Consider the following 22,285-nt stretch of genomic DNA (forward strand, 5'->3'; position numbering starts at 1 on the left):
GCCTCGGCTCCGCCCACCAGCGTGGGACCGGGCTCTACCGGCGCGGAAAAACGCACATCCGCGGGGCCCGCGGGGCGAAATACACCGCGAATGTTGACACATCGCGCGACCGGGGCCGAAGATATCCAGAGCCGTCATCGCTTTCTCGCCATCTGAGAGGAGACCCGTTCGTGGCCAGCACCCTTCTCGCCGTAGACGACAGCGTGACCATGCGCAAAGTGCTCGAAATCACCTTTGCGGGTCAGGATTTCCGCGTCGTGACGGCGAGCAGCGCCGACGCTGCGCTGCAGAAGCTCAAGAGCGATAAACCCGACCTGGTGATCGCCGATGTCACGCTCGAGCCGAAGAACGGCTACGAGCTGTGCAAGGCGATCAAGCAGGCCTCACCGGCGACGCCCGTCCTGATCCTGTCGTCCAAGCAAAACCCGTTCGACCCCGCGAAGGGATCGGGCGCGCAAGCGGACGATCACATGGACAAGCCGTTCGACACCCAGCAGATGATCGACAAGGTCAAGAAGCTGCTGGCGTCGCGCGGCGAAGCGAAGCCCGCCGCTGCAGCGACCCCTGCTGCCGCGGCCCCTGCGCAAGCGCGCTCTCCTGCGGCGCAGCCCGCCGCGCAGCCCGCGGCCGCTGCGCAGCAGGCGGCAGCGAGCCCGCTCCAGCGCGCGAAGACCCTCATCTACACGCCCAACGCGCCGGCCACGAGCGCTGCGCCGGCCCAGGCCTCGGTCAAGACGGCGCCGGGCGGCTCGGCGAACGTGCCGGTCACGACGACGATGGCCTTCTCGCCGACGCCGGTGTCCGGCGTGCCGAAGACCGCGACGGGGCCTGCCGCCGTCGCCGCGACTGCCTCCGCGCAGGTCAACGGCCAGATGGCGAGCAAGCTCGAGGGCCTCGGCCTCACCTCCGAGCAGGTGGAGGCCGTGATGGCGCTGTCCCGCGACGTCGTGGAGCGCGTCGTGTGGGAGGTCGTGCCGGTGCTCGCCGAGACGATCATCAAGGAAGAGATCGCGCGCCTGACGAAGTAGGCGCCCACCGCGGCCGCTGCCTGGCCGCGGGTGTCGACCCGCCCCTGCTCCTGTCGCGCCGGCCAGGCACGCGAACGGGGCGGGGCGCCTTCCTGGGCGCGTGAGGCCCACCGATCCATCTACGGTACGGCGCTCCTCGCGCCGCGGCGTCGCTCGCGGGGCGCGCGCGGTCGGGATCGCAGCGCGGGCGCATGCGACCGCTGCTTTGCCCGGCGACCTGGAGTTGCTACGCCAGGGCCGCGCCTCGTTCCGCGGTTGGCGCAGCCATGAACGACACACACGACAAACGCAGCGGTGCGCCCGCGGACGCCCGCGACGGGACGGCCGCGGGCGATCTGGAGAGCCCGAACGCTCCTGAGCCACGCGCGCCTTCCGCTGGCGACGGGGCGGCGGGGAGCGATGACATGGTGGCCGGGGTCGCGGCCGACGCCGAGGAGGCTCGCCTCGTGCCGCAGGGCAACCCGCTCCGCTGGCGCGGCGCTGCCGTGTCCGCCGCGGGCGCCCTCCTCACGTTCGTCGTGATGGCGCTCGCGCCTCAGCTGCGCTGGGGGGTCCCGATCGGCGCGCTCGGCGTCGCCATCGCGGCGATCGGCCTGCTCGATCTGCTCGGCACGTTCGACGATCCCCCCGAGCGCGTCGCCATGCGCGTCGGGATCCGCGACCTCCTCGGCCCGCTCGCGCTGCTCGGGGGTGGGCTCGTCGCGCTCTTCGTCCTGATCACGCTGAGCGTCGCGGGCTTCTTCTCGCCGAGCCCCCTCTCGTCGGACGGCGCGCCGACGCTGCTCTCGCTGGCGGTGCCCGCCATCGCCGTCCCTGCCGCGTTTCTCACGGCGGTCATCGGCGCGTTCCGGTTCGGCGAGCGCCTCGGCCCCTGTCGCGTCGACGAGGCGGGAGCTCCGCGCCCCCTCGGCCGGCGGCACGGCTTCTGGCTCGTCGCCGTCGTCACGCTGCTCTACCTGCCCATGCTCGGGAGCCACTCGCTCACCGATCCCTGGGAGACGCACTACGGCGAGGTAGCGCGCGAGATCCTGGCCAGGAACGACTGGATCTCCCTCTGGTGGGCGCAGGACGGCTGGTTCTGGTCGAAGCCGGTGCTCGACTTCTGGATGCAGGCGCTCGCGATGGCCGCGTTCGGCGTCCGCTACCGCTCGGGCGAGATGCTCTCGGCGGCCGCCGAGGGGCGCACCCCGTGGCCCGAGTGGGCCGTCAGGCTCCCCGTCTTCGCGCTGACGCTCATCGCCGTCTATCTTCTCTACAAGGCCGTCTCGCGGATCTTCAGCCGCCGCGCGGGGCTGCTCGCGGGGCTCGTCCTCGCCACGATGCCGCAGTGGTTCCTGGTCTCCCACCAGACCATGACCGACATGCCGTTCGTCGCGACGATGGCCGCGGCGATGGCGCTCCTCCTGCTCGGCATCCACACCGACGACGCGGAGGAGGCGCGCGTCTACGAGGTGGATCTCGGCCCGCTCAAGGTGGGCCTCTCGGCCTATCACCTCGTGCTGGGGGCGATCCTGGCCTGCGCGCTGCCGCAGATCCTCTACCTGCTCTCGCGTCACCTCGAGATCGGCCTTTCGCCCTTCGGCCTCCACTTCCGCGGCGACGTCTTCAGCTCGGGCTCACCGGGCAACTGCGGTCTCCCTGGCAACGAGGCCTGCCGGTCGGTGCTGCCCGTGCTCCCCGGCCTTCAGCCTGCGCTCCAGGCGCTCGTCTGGGTGCAGACGCTCGGGATCGTCCTGTACGCCAGCTGGGGCGAGCGGCGCGTCCAGCGGCTCCTCTTCCTCTCGGCGTGGTTCTTCGCTGCCCTGTCCACGATGGCCAAGGGGCCGGCCGGCTTCGGGCTCCCGGTGCTCTGCGCGCTCGGCTACGTCGTCGTCTCCCGCCGGTACCGCGACGTGCTCAAGATGGAGATCCCCGTCGGGCTGCTCGTGCTCGCGTGCGTCGCGTTGCCCTGGTTCGTCGCGATGTACGCGCGTCACGGCCAGCCGTTCACCGACAGGCTCCTGTTCCACGACATGTTCAAGCGCGCCTTCACCCACGTCCACGACACGAACGAGGGCGACGACGTGAGCTTCCGCTACTACGTGTGGCAGCTCGGCTACGCGATGTTCCCGTGGACCGGGCTCGTGCCCGCGTCGCTCGTGTGGTGGCTCAGGCGGCGCGAGGGGGCGGCGCCGGGGGAGCGCGGCTCGGTCGACGTCCGCCAGGGCGACGCCTCGGTGTTCCTGGCGATGTGGTTCCTCTTCGGCTTCGCGCTGTTCTCGCTGATGCTGACGAAGTTCCATCACTACATCCTGCCGGCCGTCCCGCCGGCGGCGATGCTGACGGGGATCCTGCTCGACGACATGCTGCGCCTCGATGGCCGCGCGGGAGGGCTCGCGCGCCGCTCGAACGGCGCCTCCTCGCCGGTGCAGTCGGCGCGCTCCGCCGCGGTGGTCAGCTACGAGCGCGCGATGCTCGGCGCCGTCGCGCTCGGCGCTGCGCTCCTCGTGTTCCTCGTCGGGCGTGATCTCGCGATGGTGCGCGAGGGACAGCCGAGCCAGGCCAGGCTGCTGCACCTGTTCACGTACAATTACAAGCGCCCCTGGCCGCAGTCGCTCGACTTCTCCGCGGCCCTGTGGGCCTTCACCGCCGCCGCCGCTGCGCTGTGCTTGCTGCTGATGGTCGCGCGCTGGCGCCGCCACGTCGTCTACGCGCTCCTGTCGCTCGCCGTCGTGTTCACGGCGTGGGGCATCGACGTGTACTTCGTGCGGACGTCGCCTCACTGGGGGCAACGCGAGACGTTGCTCGCCTACGTGCGCGCGAATCAGCAGATCCCAGGGCCGCTCGTCGCTTACCAGCTGAACTGGAAGGGCGAGAACTTCTATGCCGGCAACCGGCTGGCGGCCTTCGTGTCGAGCGGAAAGAAGTTCCAGGATTACATCAACGAGCAGAAGAAGAAGGGCGTGAAGACCTTCTACTTCGTCACCGAGCACGGACGCACGGGCTCCTTGTCGAACGAGCTCGGCAGCCCTCGCATCTTCGAGAAGCTCACTTCCATCGAGCTCAACAACAAGTTCCTCGTGGTGCGAGCGACGTTCGAGTGAGCCAAATGGAACCGGAGGGCGCTCTCACCAGCGCTGTCCGGCTGTGACGCTGTACGCCTGCTCCGGCCCGGGGAATGCCGCTGTCGATGTTCGACGGTCATGCTGAATCAGGAGTGTCCTTGCATCTCTGTCGCCGTGGCGGCGCAGCAGCGCAAGGGGACTCCTGCTGGGACGTCCTAAGTACCTGAATCGACTTGAAGAAGTCGCAGGCACGCGCCCTGCTCTCCCCTGGGATCGAGCGTCGCGGCGGAGACCTTCCCCCCAGGTCCGCTGCGACGCTCTCTTTATTTCCGCAGGTGCGCCGGCCGCACATCGTGCGACCAGCTCATTCGCTCCCGGCGCTCCCAGGGGCAGCTTGCAATGCAGTGAAATGTCGATCCAGCGCGTCCAGGAGACCTGCTGTGGTGCTCACCTCGGCGGTCACGCCGATCCGGAGCCCCCGCTTCTCGGCGGTCGCGGTCGTGATCGGCCCGATGCTCGCGAGGAGCACGCGCTCGAGGCGCGCTGCGGCGCCCTCGCCGAGGAGATCGCAGAGGCTGTCGACTGTGCTGCTCGAGGTGAGCAGCACGACGTCGATCGCGCCCGCCGAGAGCGCCCGGAGCAGCTCTTCGCGGCGACCGGCCGACGCAGGGCGGGTCTCGTAGACAGGCACGACATCGACCTCGCAGCCGGCGGCGCGGAGGCGCTCGGGGAGCACCTCGCGGGCGACCAGCGCGCGCGCGAGGAGCACGCGGACTCGAGGGGACGCCGCCCGGCGTCCGGCCAGCGCGGGGTCGGCGAGGATGGCCTCCGCGAGCTCCTCGCCGCGGAATTCCCGCGGGACGATGTCGGCGCGGACGCCGCGCGCAGCGAGCGCGGCTGCGGTCCCGACGCCGATCGCGGCGAGGCGCGCAGGGCCGAAGGCGCGCGCGTCCAGGCCGAGCCGCTCCATCTCCTTGAAGAAGCAGGCCACCCCGTTCTCGCTCGTGAAGACGACGGCGTGGTAACCGGAGAGGCCGCGGACAGCCTCGGTGACGCGCGCGGGGTCGGGGGGCGGGTGGATCTCGATGGTCGGGAGCTCCACCGCCTCGCCGCCGCGGAGGCGCACAAGCCTCGACGTCGAGCGCGCCTGGTGGCGCGGCCGGGTCACGAGCACGCGCTTGCCGAAGAGCGGCTTCCGATCGAACCAGCGGAGCGTGTCGCGCAGGCCCGTGACGGCGCCGACGACGATGACCGCGGGGCTCTCGATCCCTGCCTCCTCCACGCGGCGAGGGAGGTCGTCGAGGCGGCTGGAGACGACGCGCTGGTCGGCCCGCGTCCCCCACTGGATCGCCGCCGCCGGCGTCGCGGGATCGCGGCGCCCCGGCCCCATCAGCCCAGCGACCACCGCGTCGAGGGCCTGCATGCCCATCAGGACGCAGATGGTCCCGCGGACGGAGGCGAGCTCGCTCCAGTCGAAGGATCTGCCGGCCCGGGTGACGCCGCTGACGATCATCACGCTGGAGGCGATGTGCCGGTGCGTCAGCGAGATGCCGGCGTAGGCCGTCGCGCCGAGCGGAGAGCAGACGCCAGGCACCACCTCGAACGGCACCCCGGCCCGCGCGAGCGCCTCCGCCTCCTCCGAGCCACGCCCGAAGAGGAACGGATCGCCGCCCTTCAAGCGAACGACGCTGCGGCCCGCGAGGCCGAGCGCGACGAGCTCCGCGTCGATCTCCGCCTGCTTCGCGTCCTTCACCACCCGATCGCCGCCGCGCTTGCCGACCGAGCGCACGTCGGCGCCCTCCCGCACGCGGTCGAGCAGCGCGGGGTGGACGAGCTCGTCGTGCAGGACGACGTCGGCCGTGGCGAGGAGCTCTGCGCCGCGCAACGTGAGGAGCCCCGGATCCCCCGGGCCGGCGCCGACCAGGTACACGACGCCTGGCCTGGCCGCGCCCGGCGCTCCGTCGTTCATTGCCCCCGCAGCCGCCGCGCCGGGGCCCTCCTCGGAAGGATCGTTACGCCTCGGAAACACAGTCAAACTCCCGTCATTATCTCGTTCATGCATGGCAGACGTTGATTGTCATAGCGATTCTGCAGTGATGTTGACCCGGTGCGTTATGGGATTAGAATCGCATCCGGTCGATTCAACGTCCGGCGGTTTCTGGAGTCCATTCGATGAGATCGGTGAAACTGGTCGAAGAGCTGCTGAGCTCGGAGCGCGGCTTTCCGGACCGATGGTACGTCACCAACGGGGAGCGCTCGGTCGGGCCGGTCAGGCTCGACCAGCTCGCGCGCGGCATCGAGAGCGGAGTGGTCCCCCTCGATAGCTTCGTCCGCAATGAGGCATGGACCGTGTGGTGCCCGCTGTCCGACATTGCAACGGTCACGGTCGCCGCCACGGCGACGCCTGCGGAGCAGCCGGAGGAGGGCTCGGCAGCGGATGACGACGACGACACGCTTCCACTGTCGTCCCAGCAGACGCCCCAGCCGATGACGCCGCGCCCCGGCCCGGCGGCGCGCCCGGCCGCGCGCTCTGGAGCGGCCCACCGCTGAGCGATGGCCGCGCGCGCGGACCGCGCCCGGCGCGAGCTGCGCGCGCGGCGGGGCGAGCGCGGCCGGAAGACGGGAAGTGGAGGGCCGTTCTCATGCTGGCGGTTTCGGGCGAACACTAACCGATTCGCCGCGCCCAGGCGATCCACGGATCGCGCGCTCCTCTGGACCGGAGCGGCTCACGCGGGCGCAGGGCTGCTATGCTCCGCCGCCGTGTTCCCCACGAAGAGACCGCGCCGGCTCCGTCGTTCGCCCGCCCTCCGCGCCCTGGTGCGCGAGACAACCCTCCATCCGGGAGATTTCATCCTCCCCCTCTTCTTCAACGAGGCGCTCGACGCGCCTCGGCCGGTCGGGACGATGCCGGGTGTCTCGCAGCTGCCCGTGAGCGCCGCGGCAGCGCAGGCGCGGCTCTGCAAGGAGCTCGGCATCGGCGGGACGATCCTGTTCGGGCTCCCGCGCACCAAGGATGCGTCAGGCACGAGCGCTTACGACCCGGACGGGCCCGTGCCGCGCGCCGTGAAGGCGATGAAGGAGGCCGTGCCGGAGCTGCTCGTGATCACCGACGTGTGCGTGGACGAGTACACCGATCACGGCCACTGCGGCCTGCTCCGGCAGGACGCGTCCGGGGCGGTGGACGTCGACAACGACGCGACGCTGGAGGTGCTCGCGCGGGCGGCGGTGGTCCACGCCAAGGCGGGGGCCGACGTGGTCGCGCCGAGCGACATGATGGACGGCCGGGTCGCCGCGATCCGGCGCGCCCTCGACGTCGAGTCGCTGACGGGGACGGCGATCCTCTCCTACGCCGTGAAGTACGCATCCGGCTTTTACGGGCCGTTCCGCGAGGCGGCCGACTGCGCGCCCAAGTTCGGCGACCGGGCGGGCTACCAGATGGACCCCGGGAACGCCCGCGAAGGCCTGCGCGAGGCGGCGCTCGACGAGGAAGAGGGGGCCGACATGCTCATGGTCAAGCCCGCGCTCGCGTACCTCGACGTCATCGCGCGCGTGCGCGAGGTGACGACGCTCCCGCTCGGCGCGTACAACGTCAGCGGCGAGTACGCGATGATCAAGGCGGCCGCGGAGCGCGGAATGATCGACGAGAAGCGCGCCGTGCTCGAGCTGCTGACGTCGATCCGGCGCGCCGGGGCGGACTTCATCCTCACCTACCACGCGCTCGACGCCGCGCGCTGGCTCGGCTGAGCGATGCGGAGCCAGGGCGCAGGCGGGAACGCCGCGCAGCGCTTGAGATGGGCCACCGCCTGGGCGGTGGTCGCGTCGGCGGCGTTCGCGGCGGGGTGCTCGCCGAACAGGTGCGACCGGTCCGAGGAAGCGAACCCGCCGATCGAGTTCGTCGAGGCCACACCGGAGGGGGGCATCTACGAGACCTCGGCGCCGGACGGGGAGCTCCTCTACTTCCCGGGCGGCATGCGGTACGCGCTCAAGCATCACCTCGGCGCGCGCCCGCGGTGGTGGCAGGTGTACCTGTCGTTCGAGCGCGACGGGACGAAGAGCGGCGGGACGCTGGCGCAGGCGGCTGGCAACCAGGCCGAGGTGCCCTGCGTGGACGACCAGCACCTGATCGTCGTCAACGGCAGCTGCTCCGAGTACTGGCTGCGGGTTGTCGCCGGGGGCGCGATCGGCGCCGATGACGGCGCGACCGGAGCCGCAGGAGGCGCGGCCGGCGCCGGCGGTGATGGGATGGGAGCCGCCGGGGGCACCGTCGTCGGCAGGTGCTACGGCGACGACGCCGATCCCGGCGGTGGGAGCGCGGCGCCCTAGGGCCCGCGCTTCTAGGCGTGCGCCGCTGCCTGCCGGGCGAACTGCAGCCGGTACAGCTTGCTGTAGACGCCGCCCGCGGCGAGCAGGTCCTCGTGCGTGCCCTGCTCGACGACGCAGCCCTTGTGAAAGACGACGACGCGATCGACGGCGCGGATCGTCGAGAGGCGGTGCGCGATGATCAACGCGGTGCGCCCCTCCATGGCTCCCTCGAGGGCACGCTGGAGGCGCGCCTCGGTGTCGCTGTCGACGTTGGCCGTGGCCTCGTCCAGGATGAGGAGCGGCGGGTCGCGGTAGAGGGCCCGGGCGAAGGCGATCAGCTGGCGCTCGCCAGCGCTGAAGTTGCTGCCGCGCTCGAGCACGGGGGCGTCGAGCCCGCCCTCGCGCCGCTCGAAGAGGTCGAGGGCGTCGATGCGGTTCAGCGCGTTCACCACCTTGGCCCGATCGGGGATCGCGTCGCCTGCCGCGATGTTGGTGAGCACCGTGCCCGGGAACAGGAACACGTCCTGAGGGACGACGGCGAACTGGCGGCGCAGCTCGTCGCGAGGGTACGCGCTGACGTCGCGGCCGAAGACCCGCACGACGCCCTCATCGACGTCGTAGAGGCGGAGCAGCAGCGACGCCACGGTGCTCTTGCCGGCGCCGGTCGCGCCGACCAGCGCGACCTTCTCGCCGCGCCTCGCCGCGATCGACACGTGCCGCAGCACGGGCACGCCCGGCTTGTAGCCGAAGCCGACGTTGTCGAGCTCGAACGCGACGCCCTCGTCTGCTGTCCTCGGTGCGTCGCCGCCGCTCGTCGCCGCCGCCGTCGCGTCCTCGTCCTTGTTGTCGAGCAGCTCGAAGACGCGCTCCGCGCCGGCCATCGCGGACTGCAGCAGCGTGTACCGAGCCGAGAGATCGCGGATCGGGACGAAGAACATGTCGATGTAGGCGACGAAGGCGAACAAGGTCCCGAACGAGATCTCGTCCTTCAGGCTGTTCACGCCGGCGTACCAGAGCACCGCGGCGATGCAGACGCTCGAGACCATCTCGATGGCGGCGTCGAGCGTCGCGTCGAGCACGATCGAGCGGTTGTTTGCGTTGCGGTACGCCGCGTTGATCTCGTCGAACTCCTCGGCCGAACGCTCCTCCCTGGCGTAGGCCTGCACGACGGCCATCCCGGATACCTGCTCGTTGAGGTACGCGTTCATCCTGGCCGTCTTCGACCGCACCTCGCGGAACGCGTCGCGCATCCGCCGCCGCGTCCAGTTGACGCCGAGGGCGACAGGGGGGACCGCCGCGAAGGCGAGCAACGACATGCGCCAGTCGAGCGACACCATCACCGCGACGATGACGGCGAGCCGGAGGAGATCGCCGAACGCGTTGAGCGCGCCGGACGCGAACATCTCGCCGATCGCGTCCACGTCGTTCGTCACGCGCGTGACGAGCCGGCCGACGGGCGTGCGATCGAAGAACCCGAGGCGGCGGGTGTGCAAGAAGCCGAAGACGCGCACGCGCAGGTCGGCCATCGCGCGCGCGCCGGCGAGCTGCATCAGGTAGAGCTGCGGGAAGGCGAGCGATTGCTCCAGGACCATGACGCCCGTGAGCAACAAGCCGCTGCGCGTGAGGTGATCGAGCCCGCCGGGCGTGTCGAAGGCGTCGAGCGCGTCGCGCATGATGAGCGGGCGCAGCAGCGCCAGCAGCGCCGTGACGACGAGCAGCGCCAGCGACAGCGCGAGGTGCGTGCCCTGCGGGCGCACGAACGGCCACAGCCTCAGCAGCATGCGCGCGTCGTACGCCTCGCCGAGCCGTGTCTCCTCGTGGAACCGGCTCAGCACGTCCTCCGTGCGGCTCGCCTTCGTCGTCCCGCGGCCCTTGGCCGTCGTCGCCTGCGCCGGCCGCCGCGGGCCCGCGCCCGCCTCGCCCGCGGCCGAGGCGCCGCCCGATTTCGACCGCATCGTCGCGCTGTCTCCGTGAGCCGGCTGTGTCACGAGAGCCCCACCGGTTGCGAGGACGGCGACGCCTCGAAGGTCGCGAGATCCTCTTCGAGCTGCTGCTCCTCGGCGAACGACGCGTAGATCCCGCCCGCGCGTACGAGCTCGTCGTGCGTGCCGCGCTCGATGACCCGACCCTGCTCCAGCACGACGATCGCGTCGCACCGCCGCGCGGCCGCGACCCTGTGGGTGATCAGGATGACGGTCCGTCGCGCGGCCTGCCGCTCGATCGCCGCGAGGATGGCCTGCTCGGTCTTCGCGTCGACGGCGGAGAGCGGATCGTCGAGGACGAGGACGTTCGGCTCGCGCACGAGCGCGCGCGCGAGCGCGACGCGCTGGCGCTGTCCGCCGGACAGCTGCACGCCACGCTCCCCGACCACGGTATCGAAGCCGTCAGGGAGCGAGAGCACCTCGTTCAGCACCTCGGCCTCGTCGGCGGCCGCGCGGATCGTCTCGAAGGCGGCGGGCGAATCCGGATCATCGAGGGAGTAGCCGATGTTGCGGGCCACGGTCGTCGAGAAGAGGAACGCATCCTGCTGCGCGTAGCCGATGCTCGCGCGCACGGTGTCGAGCGGCAGGTCGCAGATGTCGACGCCGTCCAGGAGCACAGAGCCGCGGGGCGTGGGCATGAGCCTGGCGAGCAGCGTGGCGATGGTGCTCTTGCCCGAGCCGGTGCGCCCGACGATGGCGAGCGAGCTGCCCGCTTCGACCTCGAAGCTCACGCCGTCGACCACCTTCCTCGCGCCGTGGGAGAACGTCAGGTCCTTGACGGAGATGGCGCCGTGGACGACCTCGGGGGAGGGCATCGGGCCGCTCACGACCTCAGGGATGGCCTCGAAGATCGCCTTGAGCCGGTCGTAGCCGGCACGACCGCGCTGGACGATGGCGGCGACGAAGCCGAGGGCGAGCATCGGCCAGGTGAGCCGCAAGAGCGCCAGCCAGAACGAGACGAAGTCTCCCCGGGTCATCTGCTGCTCCAGCACGAGCCGCCCGCCGTACCAGAAGACGATGAGCACGCCGACGGAGCTGATGGCCCCCATGAGCGGCGCCATGGAGCCGCGCAGCTTGGCGAGCGCGAGGCTCTTCTCGAGGTAGCCCTGGTTCGTGCTCGTGAACGCGGCCATCTCGGACGCCTCGAGCGCGAACGAGCGGACGACCCTGACCCCGGCGAGGCTCGCGAGGACACGGTCGCTCATGGCGCCGATCGCCTCCTGGTTGTCGCGGGTGCGGACGAAGAGCTTGGTCGAGAACGACCGGGTGACGAGCATCAGCGCGGGCATCGTCAGGAGCGCCGCGAGCGTGAGCCTCTTCGAGATGTGGAGCATCACGTACAGGGCGCTCGTGAACGCGAAGATCGAGCCCACGACGTTCAGCAGGCCGAAGCCGAGGAGGAGGCGGACCTGCGTCAGATCGTTCGTCGCCCGGCTCATGATGTCGCCGGTCGGCATCTTGCGGAAGAACGCCGGCCCGAGCTTGTGCAGGCGCGCGAGCAGGATCGCCCGGAGCTCGTACTCGACGTTGCGGCCCGCCGTGAAGATGGTGACCCGCGAGAACACGCGCATGATCGCGGCGCCCACGCTGACCGCGAGCATGAGGAGCGCCGCATGCGCGGCCTCGCTCGACTGCGCCTTCACGGCGGCGTCGACGGCGTCCTTGACCAGGAAATCTCGCCTGGCCATGAGGAACTGCTGCGCAGCGAGCAGCGCCGCGCCCGTCAGGTAGAGCGGAAGCTTGTGGCGGAACTGCGCGCCGAGACCGACGGGGTAGGTTGAGGGATCGCGCTTGAGCATTGCGTGGGGGGGGCCGCGCGGCGACGCTCAGCGCGCCTTGCGCGGCGTCGGCGCGAGCGGCTTGCGGTGCGACGTCGAGAGCGCGGGCCGATCTCTTCCATCGACCACGAGCTCGAGCTCGTCGAGCTCGAGCCTCGTCGAGAGCAGGCCGAGCAGGACGCGCGCGCCTCCGCGCCCATCGAGCTCGCTCACCACGCCGATCTTGTCGCCGAAGGGGCCTCGTCGCACGCGGACGCGGCTGCCCTTCTCCAGCACGCCGCCCTTGGCGGGATCGGGCGCGACCTTCGCGGCAGCTTCTGGCTCGCCGGACGGACCACGCTGCGCTCGCGGCGCGTGATCGGCCGAGGGCTTCTGCGGAGCCTCGGCCTTCGCCTGCGGCTCCGCTTCGCCGTGCGGCGCTCGCCGGGCAGGGGCGCTGCCCTCTCCGACCCGCTTCAGCGAGGGCCGCGGCTCTCCGCCGCGGCCAGCGCCGGCGCCGGCGTTGCTCGGCGACTTGAACAGCGTCGCCAGGGTCGGCCGGCGGGCGGGCAGGGCGGCCTCGACGCGCTCATCGCCGCGCGCTCGAGCCTGCTCCATCGAGCGCTCTCGCGCTCGGGCCTGCTCGGAGCGCCATCGCTCGTTCTCGGCCTCGATCTCGGCGTGGGCGCGCGCCCGCTCCTGCTCGATTCCCTCGAGCTTGCGGTCGAGCGCGATGCGGTCGTTCTCGCGCGACCACGCGACGAGCCGGTAGATCGGGGCGAGCGCGACGAGCGCGTCCTCGAGCTGCTCATCGAGGATGTCGGCGTGCTCGACCGCCGTCTCGCGCGGGATCGCCCAGCCGATCCAGAGCGGCACCTGGCCGTCGGCGGCGCGGCGGAGCATCTCGGCGATCGCGTCCGAGGTGGCCGCGCTGCAGGCCACGCGATCGCCGCCGGCGGCGCCGAACGAGAACTGCTCCGGGAGCGCGTGGAGCGCGCTCGTGAGCTCGGCGGAGAGCGGCGAGGCTGGCGCGCCCGTCGCCTCCTCGGTCGCCGAGAGGCGAGCCCGGAGGTTGTCGACGTCCACCTTCGCGTCCGGGTGGACCGCGAAGCACACCTGCACCTCGCTCTCCGAGATGCGCAGCGCGAGGAACGCGTGCCGCGTGAAGGGGCTCGGATCGTCGATCGCGTCGGAGATCGAGCGGCCGCGGTCGAGGAGGCGATCGAGCTCGTCGCGCGCCGCCTGGTCGCGCCAGAAGAAGACCCACTGGCAGTCGGCCCGGTGCTTGTTGCGGATCGACGGGTGCTCGTCCGAGCCATGGACATCGACCGAGATGCCGAGCTCGGCCAGCCGGGCGACGACGCCGCGCGCCCAGGCGAGCGCGCGCTGCTTCACCTCGAGGCGGGGGCGTGAGTAGGCCTTCGAGGTCGCTTTTTCGGCGGCGTACGCGTCGAAGTCACGAGCGGTGAGGTGCAGGGAGGGATGGCTCATTGCTTCGACTGGTTGCGATGCGCGGCGTGGGCGGATGCTGCTCGTGGTCCGTCACGGGAGAGCTGTGCTCCTCGTGAAAGTCGCGCGGATGGTATCGTGAGGAGCTTCGAAATCAAAGCTCCGCGCCGCGCGATCGATCCTGGCGTTGCGTGGAGGCGGCACGCTTGACCGCCCTGACAAGCATGTCACCGTAGGCACTCCCGTGCCCCATCAAGAGGGCGATCCCACCGATATCACGTAGAACCCCGCGTAAATCGCGCTTCTCCAGCGCAGCGGGGCAGCTCCCGGGCGCTCCAGTCATCCGAGTCACCCGAGCCCGTGAGCCTGCGAGGCCCGTCGGCCTGACGAAAGAGGAATCATGGAACAGCATCGAGACGAGCACATTGTCTGCGCGAGCTGCGGCACGTCGTTCCTATTCTCGGCTGCGGAAGCTGCCGTCTACGCCGAACGGAAGCTCGCGGCCCCGCCCAAGCGGTGCCGGACCTGCCGCCGTGCGCGCAAGGACAATCGAGGGGAGAGCGAGAGCGGATCGCCGGCTCGCGCTGCGGAGCGCCAGCGCCCTGGCCCGTCTCGGGGCGCCGGGGGGCATCGCGGCCTGGCGCGCGGCGACGGCCAGCCTCGGAAGCCCCGCTACACGGGCGACGTGAACGAGTACCGCAGCCCGATGCAGGACGCGTACTCGGGGCTGACGCCCGCATGGGCGGCGCAGAGCCACTACCCGAACCGCCCGCGCGGCGGCGCGCCCTTCCGAGATGACGGCAACTACCGCGCCCCCTCGTTCGCCGGTGAGCGCCGCGCTGCCGCGCCGAGCCGCGGTCCAGCGCAGCAGCCTCGCGCGCCGCGCACTCGTCCGACGTTCTCGATCACCTGCAAGTCGTGCGGCTCCGAGGGCGAGGTCCCGTTCAAGCCGGTCGAGGGCCGCGACGTGTTCTGTCAGGCGTGCTACCGCGCGCGCAAGCCTTCCTGAGAGACGCCTCCAGCGACGCGCAGCCATCGCGCTGCGGCACACCCCCGAGCGCCGGTCGCTGCTCGTGCGACCGGCGCGGCCGGCGCGGCCGCGAAGCGGACGCCGGGGTGCGGGGCGGGGCGGAGCCCCGAGGAAACAAAGCCAGGACCTCCCGCGCGAAGCCGCCGCGAAGCGGCGCCGGAGCCCCGCGATCTCTGGCCGGACTTCGGGCGGGCGGAACTAGAGGCTGATCTCGCAGGCGAGCTCGGAGGTGAAGCCGAGCTCGCCGAGCGTGATCGTGACCTTCACGCCGCCGCCGGACGCGCGGCGCGCTGTCTCCTCGACCATCCCCACGACCCACAGCCGGAGCGGCAGCGAAGCAGGGTCGAAGTCGCCGATGTGGAGCGTGACCCGCCCGGTCGGGCCCGTCGCCACGCGCCACGAGCCGAACGTGAAGAGCCGCGACCAGATCGAGGTCCCGCGGCGCATGAGCGACGCGATGTCGGTCAGCGGGCGGGCGAACAGCGTGCGCACGAGGCTGTGCAGCTCGCCGCCCACGCCGAGCCTGCCGATGTCGCGCCAGCGCTCGAGATCGCGCAGGACCAGCGATGTCGCGAGCTCCATGTAGGCGTCGAGCGCCTCGAGCTCGTACCCGACGAGCGCGTTGATCGAGTCGTGCTTGAAGTCGTCGGCGTAGCGGAGCGGCATCTGCGAGACGACCTCGTCGCGCGCGCTCCTCCCGTACTCATCCACGATGGTGCGATCGACGCTCCGCAGGACGGGGCCGCGCACCTGGTACTGCCCGGCGAAGCGCGCCGGCAGCGGCCGGACCGGGGTGACGTTGGGCCGCCGCGTGTCGCGTGTCCGGTTCATCAAGGAGCCGAAGTCCGCGCTGCGGACGGTCGGCTCGGCCCGGTGCCCGAGGTCGGCGCTGCGCACCGTGGGCAGCGACTCGCCGCGCTGCGAGAGCATCGTGGGCTCCGAGCCGCGGCTTCGCAGCGCGTTCGAGAGCGTCATGCCGGGCGCGGGCTTCGCTGGCTCCGAGGACGACGGCCGCATCCCGGGCGGCGCCTCGGTGACGCGCCCCCCCGGCACGATCGACGGCGAGATGCGCATCGGCGGCGGGGGGTTCACGTCGAACCCCGGGCGCGATCGATCGCGCGAAGACGAGAGGCGATCGCGCTCGTTCTCCGGAGCGTTCCCCAGGCTCAGGGCCATCCGCCGCTGCACGTTGATCAGCCTGCCGAGCGCCGTCGTCCGTCTGGGCGGATCAGGCGCGACGCGCTCGAGCTCGCGGACGACGTCTCCGGCCGTCTGGAACCGCTTCGCGGGATCCTTTTGCAAGAGCCGCTGCACGATCGCCTCGAGCCGCGGGTCGACGGTCACGCCCGCCGAGGCGAGCGTGGGCACCTCGGCGTGCACGACGCGGAACGCGGTCGCCACGGCGGTCGGCGCGCGGAACGGGCGCGTGCCCGTGAGCACCTCGTAGAGCAGCACGCCCACCGAGAAGAGATCGCTCCGACCGTCGAGCGGCGACTCCCCCGTGGCCTGCTCGGGCGACAGATAGTCGGGCGTCCCGAACACGACGCCCGTGCGCGTCCGCGGCGAGGGGCCATCGGAGTCGAGCACCTTGGCGATGCCGAAGTCGAGCAGGCGGACGACGGCCGAGCCGCGGCTCGGATCGAAGGCGATGAAGATGTTCTCGGGCTTGAGATCGCGGTGGATGATCCCCGCGCGGTGCGCGGCGTCGAGCGCCTCGAGCACCGGGATCGCGACGCCGACGGCGGCCTCCATGTCGAGGCGACCGAAGCGCGCGAGCGCCATGCCGAGCGACTCGCCGTCGAGGTGCTCCATCACGATGTAAGGACCGAGCTCGCCGACGCCTGCGTCGATCACGTCGACGATGTTCGGGTGGCGGATCCGGTTGACCGCCTGCGCTTCCTGGAAGAAGCGGTGCGAGAGCTCCGAGTTGTCCGCCAGCTCTGGGTGGAGGAATTTGATCGCAACGGCGCGACCTGCGAGCACGTGCTCCGCCCGGAACACGTCGCCCATGCCGCCCCCGCCGATGCGCTCCGCGAGGCGGTACTTGTTGTCGACGAGGAGGCCGGGGGTCGGGGGTCGAAACGCCATCTGCTGCCGCTGGCGGGCGAGGGACCAACGTCATGGTCCCCGAGAACACGCGCCCCTGTAAAGGGTTGGGAGGCACGGCCCTCCCGAAAGACCGATCCTATTCCTTCAGTGCGCGCCGCGGCTAGGTTACCTGCGTCAGGTGTGGGGCGGATCGCAGTGCGAAGTGACTTGCGCGCGGCAAGATCACGTTTCGGGTGCATTCTTCCGCAGTTCGGCGATCTGCTGGGCGATCTCCGCGAACCCGCGGCCCATGGGAAGGGACGCCACGAACTGCGGCGGTACGGACAGCTTACCGAGGTGGGCGCGTACGTTGGCCACCCCGAAGGTCAGCACAAATGCGGCGAAGGCGACGCCGTCGTTGCCGCTGTCGCCGACGAACGCGTAGCGGTGCCGCGCCCGGGTGGGATCCTCACCGAACCGAGCGGAGAGCAGGCGCACAATCCCCGTGGCCTTGTCGGACGGCTCGCGCGTGAGGTGGAGGTGGACGCTCGATAGCAGCGTCCTCACCCCCCGCTCGCGCAGCTCGGCGCGCATCTTCTGCACGTCTTCCGGCGGGACATGCCGGTGCTCCCCGATGTCGATGGTAACGTCGGTCACTCTCTGGTCGTTGTCGTCCGCGAGCGCCGCCGCCGGAAAACGACGCACCATGTCATTGGCGAGCCCGATGAGCTCGGCTCGACGGGCTCGCCGCGCCTCGCGGTCCAGGCCGTCGAGCGTGACGACGCGGCGCGCGCCGGCGCGCGGGGCGTGCCCTCCTCGATGGCCGGCGACGTCGCTTTCCTCCTCGCGGACCAGCGCGACGGCTCCGTTTTCGACGATGGTCGCGTCGATCGGCCACTGCCGCTGGAGCACCTCGCCCCAGCCGGCGGGCCTGCCGGTGCAGGCGATCAGCGCGAGCCCCGTCTCGCGTAGACGGAAGAGCGCTGCGTACGCCGCCTCGGTGAGGGCGCCGTGATCCAGCACGGTGTCGTCGAGATCGAAGATCACCCCGGCGAGGGCGCGTGCGGCGTCGGGAGGCAGAAGGGAGAGCGGCTTCATCGGGCGATCGTCAGAGCGCGTCGATGCGCGCGATGAGGCTCTTCAGGTAGAGCCCCTCGGGGAAGGCGGCGGGGACGGGGTGATCCCCTCCCTGGAAGTGCCGGTCGAACACCGCGGCCTGCATGCGCGCGTCGCGCGCGCCGAGCGCGAGCACCCGGGTCAGATCGTCGAGGCTCACGGCGCTGGAGCAGGAGCAGAGCACGAGGACGCCGCCCGGGCGCGTGGCCCGGCACGCTCCGGCCGCGAGGCGCCGGTACGCCATGAGCGCGGCGTCCTTGGAGGCGCGCGTGCCTGCGAGCTTCGGAGGGTCGCAGATGACGAGATCGTAGCCCGCCTGCCTCGACGCGTTCTGCAGCGCCTTGCGGGCGTCGTCGCGCGTGAACTTGATCCGGTCGAGGAGCCCGTTCTCCCGCGCGCACTCCGCCCCGACCTCGATCGCCGTCGCGCTCTCGTCGATCGCGAGGACCTCGCTCGCCCCGCCGCGGGCCGCCGCCATGGCGAACGTGCCGACGAAGCAGAAGGCATCGAGCACGCGCCGGTTGTGGGCGAGCTGCTCGACGCGGGTCCGCAGCGTCCGCTGGTCCAGGTAGAACCCGGTCTTGTGGCCGAGCGCGAGCGGGATCGTGTAACGCAGCCCCCGCTCGACGAACCGGAGCTGATCGAGCGCGGGATCGCCGCGCACCACGCCCGCGTCCGCGGTGAACCCCTCGAGCTTCGCGAGGGATTCCGGGGTCCTGTCCACGATCGCGCGCGGCGCGAGCGCCGCCTGGAGGGCGTCGAAGATCACCCCTTCGCGGCGCTTGATCCCGATCGTCCCGAGCTGCACGACCACCACGTCGCCGAACAGATCGACGATGAGCCCGGGCAGGCCGTCCCCCTCCGCGTGGATCAGCCGGAAGGCGTCGGTCTCATGGCCAGGCGCCCGCGCGGGCAGGCCGATCTCGCGGCGGTGCGCGATGGCGCGCTCGATCCGGTGCCGGAACAGGGCCGCGTCGATCGGCCTGTCCTCGCGCGTGTACATGCGCACCGGGATGGCCGAGCGCGGGGTGTAGAGCCCGCGCCCGAGCACGCTGCCGTAGGGGTCGGTGACGACGACCTCGTCCCCGGCCACCGCGCCGCCCTCGATGCGCGCGATCGCCTGAGCGAACACCCAGGGATGCCCCGACCACACCGGCCGAACATGACCCTGCTTCAACGTAACCGTAGGCATGGTGGAATCCGATTGGTCTCGATGTTGGCAGGGCTCCCGACGGGGGCGACCGCGCCGTGACCTTTGCCGTGGGAGCTAGTACCCTGCGGAACGGCGCGCGTGTGAACCTTCCGCCACAGCGTGCCGTGGCGGCCGATGCACGCCGGCGTGCTGCGCGGCCATGGTGACGACGATCCCGCAAGATGGTCGATGGCATCCCGGTTGCTAACTTCCCTGCACCGAAGAGGAGTCGCCCGATGCGCCGTTGCTTGACCCATGCCCTTGTTGCGGTGGCGATGACCGCGCCGATGAGCGCGTTCGCGCAGGAGGACAGCAGCTGTCCTCCCGGCGCGTGGTTCTGCGAGGAAGTGGAGCCGCCTCGCGATCCCGTCGCGGAACCGCCGCCCGTCGCTCCTGCCGAGGCCGCGCCTGCCGAGGCGCCGCCGCCCCCGCCGCCGGCCAGGGGGGCCGCCCGTCCAGCCCCGCCGGTCGTCGTCTACGAGACCTCGCCGTCGGGCCCGCCTCCTCAGGTGATCGTCGTGGCGCCTGGGGCGGCCCCTCCGCCGCGCGTGATCGTGCGCCGCGTGGCGCCCCCGGCGCCGCCTCCGGCGGTGAAGCGGCGCTGGCGGCGCCACTGGGGCATCAACCTCCGCATGGAGGGCGTCATGTTGGGGCGCGAGCACGGCGGAGCGGAGGACGCTGGCATGGGAGGCGTCGGGATCAGCCTGCGCTACCGGCCTGTCCCGGCGTTCGCGCTCGATGCAGGCGCCGACTTCCTCGCGGGCACGGACTACAACGGTGACCAGCGGACCGAGGTGCCGCTCTCCCTGACCGGGATGCTGTTCGTCAACCCGCGCAGCCGCACCCAGTTCTACTTCATGGGCGGCCTGAACATCGCGCACGCCGAGGTCGATCGCTCCTCGAGCGAGGCCGCGGCCGGCGGCACCGACTTCGCTCCGGACACGGAGTACGACTATTTCGGCGCGCACGGCGGCATCGGCCTCGAGTTCCGGCTTTCCCCCCGCATCGCCCTGAACGTCGATGCGCTCGGCTTCGTGCGCGGCCGTACGGACGATGGGCTCGTTCCCGAGTTCACGGATCCCGAGACCGGCCGGACGACCAACACGTCGGGCGGGGGACTCTTCCGCGGCGGGCTCAGTATTTACTGGTGAGCGGCTCGTCATAGCCTCCCGTCCACCCTGACCGCGCGGTGTTCGCGTCCGTTCTGCTCTCGACCAGGCGGTCGCGGTCCGGACCGTCTCCACGCGGTATAACGCCGCATCGTGCCCCAGGCCTCGATCATGCGCGCGCTCCGTGGCCGCGCCCCGCTGTTGCTCTCCCTCGCTGGCGGCGCGACGTTCGCCCTCACGGCGCCGCCGACGGATCTGGTCCCCGCCGTCATCGTTGGCCTCGCTCTGCTGGCGGCCGCCGTCCACGACGCCCCGACGATCTGGCGCGCCTTCGGGCGCGGCGCTGTCTGGGGAACGGCGGCGGGCGTCGTGGGCCTGCGCTTCGTGCCGGAGGTCATCCAGCGGTTCACGCCTCTCGGCTCGGCGGCCTCGTACCTCGCGCTGGTGCTGCTCGCGGCCGCCCAGTCGCTGGTCTGGGCGATCTGCGGCGGCATCACGAGCGCGCTCATCCGGCGGCTGCGCGCTCCCCTCGAGCTCGCCTTTGCGACCGGCGTGTTCGCCGCCGTGGCCATCCCGACCGTCTTCGGCTGGACTCCTGCGGGTCTCATGAGCCCCTGGCCGGCGCTCGTGCAGCTCGCCGACCTCATCGGCGAGCGGGGCGTCTCCGTGCTGTTCGCCGTCGGGGCGGCCTTGCTCGCCCGCGCTGGCCTGGCCGCCTCGGGGAGGGCGCCGGGCGGGCGGCCGCTCGAGCGCGCGCCCGCGCAGGAACCGCGGCCCACCCGCCTTCGGTTGTCCCGCCCGATCCTCTACCCGGCGCTCTCGAGCGTCGCGCTGTTCGGGCTGCTCGCGGCTCACGGCGCGCTGCGGATGGCCGCGGTGGAGCGCGCCAGCGCCGGCCTGCCAACAGCGCGCGTCGCGCTCGTCAACCAGGCGGTCGGGCCTCACGAGCGCTGGCAGGCGAAGAACCACCCGCGGATCCTGCGAACCCTGCACGATCTCACCCGGGAGGCCGAGGCCGGCGGCGCAGAGCTCACCCTCTGGCCCGAGGCGGCGTACCCTTACCCTCTCTCGCACAGCGCCCGGCAGGCGCCGCGCGGCGGTCGAGCGATCCTGGGGCCCGGCATCCGTGGCCCGATCCTCGCGGGGCTCATCACCCAGGCGCCGCCCGTGAAGGCCGCCGACGGCGTCGAGGAACGGAACAGCTACAACTCCGCGACCCTTGTGCTCCCCGATGGGAGCATGCAGCCGACGCAGGACAAGCTGCAGCTGCTGTGGTTCGGCGAGACGGTCCCGGGCGGCGCTTACCTGCCCTGGCTGCGGCGCATCTTCCAGAAGAGCGGTGGGCTCGTCCCGGGCGCGGAGCCGCGCGCCCTCAGTTTGCCCCGAGAGCACGGGCCGGCGCTCCGGATCGGGGTGCTCAACTGTTACGAGGACACGCTCACCGGGGTGGGGCGGCGGATCACCGGGGCGCTCGCCCCGAACCTCCTCGTCAACATCACGAACGACGCCTGGTTCACCGGGAGCGCCGAGCCCGAGCTGCATGCGAGGCTCGCGGTCATGCGCGCCATCGAGCTGCGCCGTGATCTCGTGCGGGCGGTGAACCTCGGCGTCGTGTCATGGATCGACGCCCGGGGCGTGGTGCGCAGCCGCGATGAGAGCGCTGCGCCGGGGGTGACCTTCGCGACCCCCTCGGTCAGGGACACGCCGCTGACGCTCTACACTCGTCTGGGCGACGCCCCGATGGCGTTGCTGCTCGCCTTCGCGAGCGTCGCTTGCGCGCTCCGGGCGCGACGCTCCACAGCGAAGGCCCCGCGGCAAGCCCGGGGCGTCAGCTCGGGGGCGCGACCGCCTGCGGGGCCCCCGGAGCTCGCGCCGCCCGATGCGGCGACGCAAGCTGCGGCCACGGACGCGCCGCTCAGACGTCCTTGAGCGCCTTGACGGGCGCCGCGCGGAGCTTGCGGCTCGCCGGCTTGCCCTTGATGGTCATCGGCTGCTTCGTGAACGGATTGATGCCTTCCCGGTCCTGCGTGGCCGGGATCTCCTTCGCCTTGATCTTCACGAGGCCCGGAACCGTGACCTCGCCCGGCCCCTCCGGACCGAGCTCCTTCTTCACCAGCTCGCCGAGCGCATCGAGCACGCTGGCCACGGACTTCTTGTCGAGGTGGGTGGCCTCAGCAAGACCGACGATCATCTGGGCCTTGGTCAGCTTGTTCGAACCGGGCATGTCTCCTCCAAGTCGAAAGGGGGC

General features: G+C 71.6%; 16 protein-coding genes and 1 pseudogene. 9 read left to right on the forward strand and 8 right to left on the reverse strand.

The genetic code is table 11. The features are described from left to right. The first annotated feature begins 170 nt into the window (after nt 1–170). Nucleotides 171–1,028: a response regulator transcription factor gene (locus WMF39_RS00060; protein WP_437743522.1), complete on the forward strand. Its 858-nt coding sequence runs from the start codon at nt 171–173 to the stop codon at nt 1,026–1,028. Between the two features lie 266 nt (nt 1,029–1,294). Then, nucleotides 1,295–4,111 (forward strand): ArnT family glycosyltransferase, encoded by a 2,817-nt coding sequence (locus tag WMF39_RS00065; protein WP_437743523.1) that lies wholly within the window; start codon nt 1,295–1,297, stop codon nt 4,109–4,111. A 325-nt stretch (nt 4,112–4,436) separates the two neighbouring features. Here WMF39_RS00065 and cobA read toward each other — a convergent pair whose 3' ends face one another. After that, entirely contained in the window at nt 4,437–6,041 is a 1,605-nt protein-coding gene (cobA, locus tag WMF39_RS00070) for a uroporphyrinogen-III C-methyltransferase (protein WP_437743524.1), read from the reverse strand. A 203-nt stretch (nt 6,042–6,244) separates the two neighbouring features. On the opposite strand from cobA, the gene WMF39_RS00075 reads away from it, so the two are divergent. The 3 genes from WMF39_RS00075 to WMF39_RS00085 all read left to right on the forward strand — a co-directional run bounded on the left by WMF39_RS00075 (nt 6,245) and on the right by WMF39_RS00085 (nt 8,395). Further along, nucleotides 6,245–6,622 carry a DUF4339 domain-containing protein gene (locus tag WMF39_RS00075; protein WP_437743525.1) on the forward strand — a complete coding sequence of 126 codons (378 nt, stop codon included), beginning with the start codon at nt 6,245–6,247 and terminating at the stop codon, nt 6,620–6,622. Nucleotides 6,623–6,814: 192 nt separating this feature from the next. Beyond that, nucleotides 6,815–7,816, forward strand: coding sequence for a porphobilinogen synthase (gene hemB, locus WMF39_RS00080; RefSeq protein WP_437748137.1), 1,002 nt, complete (start codon nt 6,815–6,817; stop codon nt 7,814–7,816). 3 nt (nt 7,817–7,819) lie between these two features. Further along, nucleotides 7,820–8,395 carry a hypothetical protein gene (locus tag WMF39_RS00085; RefSeq protein WP_437743526.1) on the forward strand — a complete coding sequence of 192 codons (576 nt, stop codon included), beginning with the start codon at nt 7,820–7,822 and terminating at the stop codon, nt 8,393–8,395. A gap of 11 nt (nt 8,396–8,406) precedes the next feature. On the opposite strand, the gene WMF39_RS00090 is transcribed toward WMF39_RS00085, so the two are convergent. The 3 genes from WMF39_RS00090 to WMF39_RS00100 are packed head-to-tail and all read right to left on the reverse strand — an operon-like array spanning nt 8,407 to nt 13,604. Further along, nucleotides 8,407–10,329: an ABC transporter ATP-binding protein gene (locus WMF39_RS00090; RefSeq protein WP_437743527.1), complete on the reverse strand. Its 1,923-nt coding sequence runs from the start codon at nt 10,327–10,329 to the stop codon at nt 8,407–8,409. Between the two features lie 29 nt (nt 10,330–10,358). Next, on the reverse strand, nt 10,359–12,155 hold the full coding sequence (locus WMF39_RS00095) for an ABC transporter ATP-binding protein (RefSeq protein ID WP_437743528.1): 1,797 nt from the start codon (nt 12,153–12,155) through the stop codon (nt 10,359–10,361). 27 nt (nt 12,156–12,182) lie between these two features. Continuing rightward, nucleotides 12,183–13,604, reverse strand: coding sequence for a hypothetical protein (locus WMF39_RS00100; RefSeq protein WP_437743529.1), 1,422 nt, complete (start codon nt 13,602–13,604; stop codon nt 12,183–12,185). A 358-nt stretch (nt 13,605–13,962) separates the two neighbouring features. Between WMF39_RS00100 and WMF39_RS00105 the strand changes: the two are divergent. Together WMF39_RS00105 and WMF39_RS00110 are read left to right on the forward strand one after the other, a co-directional pair. Beyond that, nucleotides 13,963–14,103 (forward strand): annotated as a pseudogene (locus WMF39_RS00105) (zinc-ribbon domain containing protein); the annotation flags it as partial. A 144-nt stretch (nt 14,104–14,247) separates the two neighbouring features. Beyond that, nucleotides 14,248–14,571, forward strand: coding sequence for a CxxC-x17-CxxC domain-containing protein (locus WMF39_RS00110; protein WP_437748138.1), 324 nt, complete (start codon nt 14,248–14,250; stop codon nt 14,569–14,571). Nucleotides 14,572–14,790: 219 nt separating this feature from the next. On the opposite strand, the gene WMF39_RS00115 is transcribed toward WMF39_RS00110, so the two are convergent. From WMF39_RS00115 to WMF39_RS00125, 3 genes are all read right to left on the reverse strand, one after another. Beyond that, a complete protein-coding gene (locus tag WMF39_RS00115) occupies nt 14,791–16,680 on the reverse strand; it encodes a serine/threonine-protein kinase (RefSeq protein WP_437548427.1) in 1,890 nt (629 codons plus the stop codon). Between the two features lie 183 nt (nt 16,681–16,863). Next, entirely contained in the window at nt 16,864–17,718 is an 855-nt protein-coding gene (locus WMF39_RS00120) for an HAD family hydrolase (RefSeq protein ID WP_437743530.1), read from the reverse strand. Nucleotides 17,719–17,728: 10 nt separating this feature from the next. Then, entirely contained in the window at nt 17,729–18,928 is a 1,200-nt protein-coding gene (locus WMF39_RS00125) for a class I SAM-dependent rRNA methyltransferase (RefSeq protein ID WP_437743531.1), read from the reverse strand. Between the two features lie 236 nt (nt 18,929–19,164). Here WMF39_RS00125 and WMF39_RS00130 point away from each other — a divergent pair, with 236 nt between their 5' ends. Continuing rightward, complete coding sequence (locus tag WMF39_RS00130; protein WP_437743532.1) at nt 19,165–20,079, forward strand: outer membrane beta-barrel protein; 915 nt, start codon at nt 19,165–19,167, stop codon at nt 20,077–20,079. A 111-nt stretch (nt 20,080–20,190) separates the two neighbouring features. Continuing rightward, complete coding sequence (gene lnt / locus WMF39_RS00135) at nt 20,191–21,966, forward strand: apolipoprotein N-acyltransferase (protein ID WP_437743533.1); 1,776 nt, start codon at nt 20,191–20,193, stop codon at nt 21,964–21,966. On the opposite strand, the gene WMF39_RS00140 is transcribed toward lnt, so the two are convergent. Then, on the reverse strand, nt 21,953–22,261 hold the full coding sequence (locus tag WMF39_RS00140; RefSeq protein WP_437743534.1) for an HU family DNA-binding protein: 309 nt from the start codon (nt 22,259–22,261) through the stop codon (nt 21,953–21,955). The two genes, lnt and WMF39_RS00140, sit on opposite strands and share 14 nt — an antisense overlap. Between the last annotated feature and the right edge of the window lie 24 nt (nt 22,262–22,285).

Origin of the sequence: Sorangium sp. So ce1504 (assembly GCF_051521635.1) — a bacterium.
Lineage (GTDB): Bacteria > Myxococcota_A > Polyangia > Polyangiales > Polyangiaceae > Sorangium > Sorangium cellulosum_B.

What these genes read in the sequence shown, in the direction of transcription:
- WMF39_RS00100 (WP_437743529.1), bottom strand. Translation starts at nt 13,604, where the DNA reads ATGAGCCATCCCTCCCTGCACCTCACCGCTCGTGACTTCGACGCGTAC.
- WMF39_RS00090 (WP_437743527.1), bottom strand. Translation starts at nt 10,329, where the DNA reads ATGCGGTCGAAATCGGGCGGCGCCTCGGCCGCGGGCGAGGCGGGCGCG.
- WMF39_RS00065 (WP_437743523.1), top strand. Translation starts at nt 1,295, where the DNA reads ATGAACGACACACACGACAAACGCAGCGGTGCGCCCGCGGACGCCCGC.
- WMF39_RS00115 (WP_437548427.1), bottom strand. Translation starts at nt 16,680, where the DNA reads ATGGCGTTTCGACCCCCGACCCCCGGCCTCCTCGTCGACAACAAGTAC.
- WMF39_RS00075 (WP_437743525.1), top strand. Translation starts at nt 6,245, where the DNA reads ATGAGATCGGTGAAACTGGTCGAAGAGCTGCTGAGCTCGGAGCGCGGC.
- WMF39_RS00125 (WP_437743531.1), bottom strand. Translation starts at nt 18,928, where the DNA reads ATGCCTACGGTTACGTTGAAGCAGGGTCATGTTCGGCCGGTGTGGTCG.
- WMF39_RS00140 (WP_437743534.1), bottom strand. Translation starts at nt 22,261, where the DNA reads ATGCCCGGTTCGAACAAGCTGACCAAGGCCCAGATGATCGTCGGTCTT.
- WMF39_RS00095 (WP_437743528.1), bottom strand. Translation starts at nt 12,155, where the DNA reads ATGCTCAAGCGCGATCCCTCAACCTACCCCGTCGGTCTCGGCGCGCAG.
- WMF39_RS00085 (WP_437743526.1), top strand. Translation starts at nt 7,820, where the DNA reads ATGCGGAGCCAGGGCGCAGGCGGGAACGCCGCGCAGCGCTTGAGATGG.
- WMF39_RS00130 (WP_437743532.1), top strand. Translation starts at nt 19,165, where the DNA reads ATGCGCCGTTGCTTGACCCATGCCCTTGTTGCGGTGGCGATGACCGCG.
- WMF39_RS00120 (WP_437743530.1), bottom strand. Translation starts at nt 17,718, where the DNA reads ATGAAGCCGCTCTCCCTTCTGCCTCCCGACGCCGCACGCGCCCTCGCC.
- cobA (WP_437743524.1), bottom strand. Translation starts at nt 6,041, where the DNA reads ATGAACGACGGAGCGCCGGGCGCGGCCAGGCCAGGCGTCGTGTACCTG.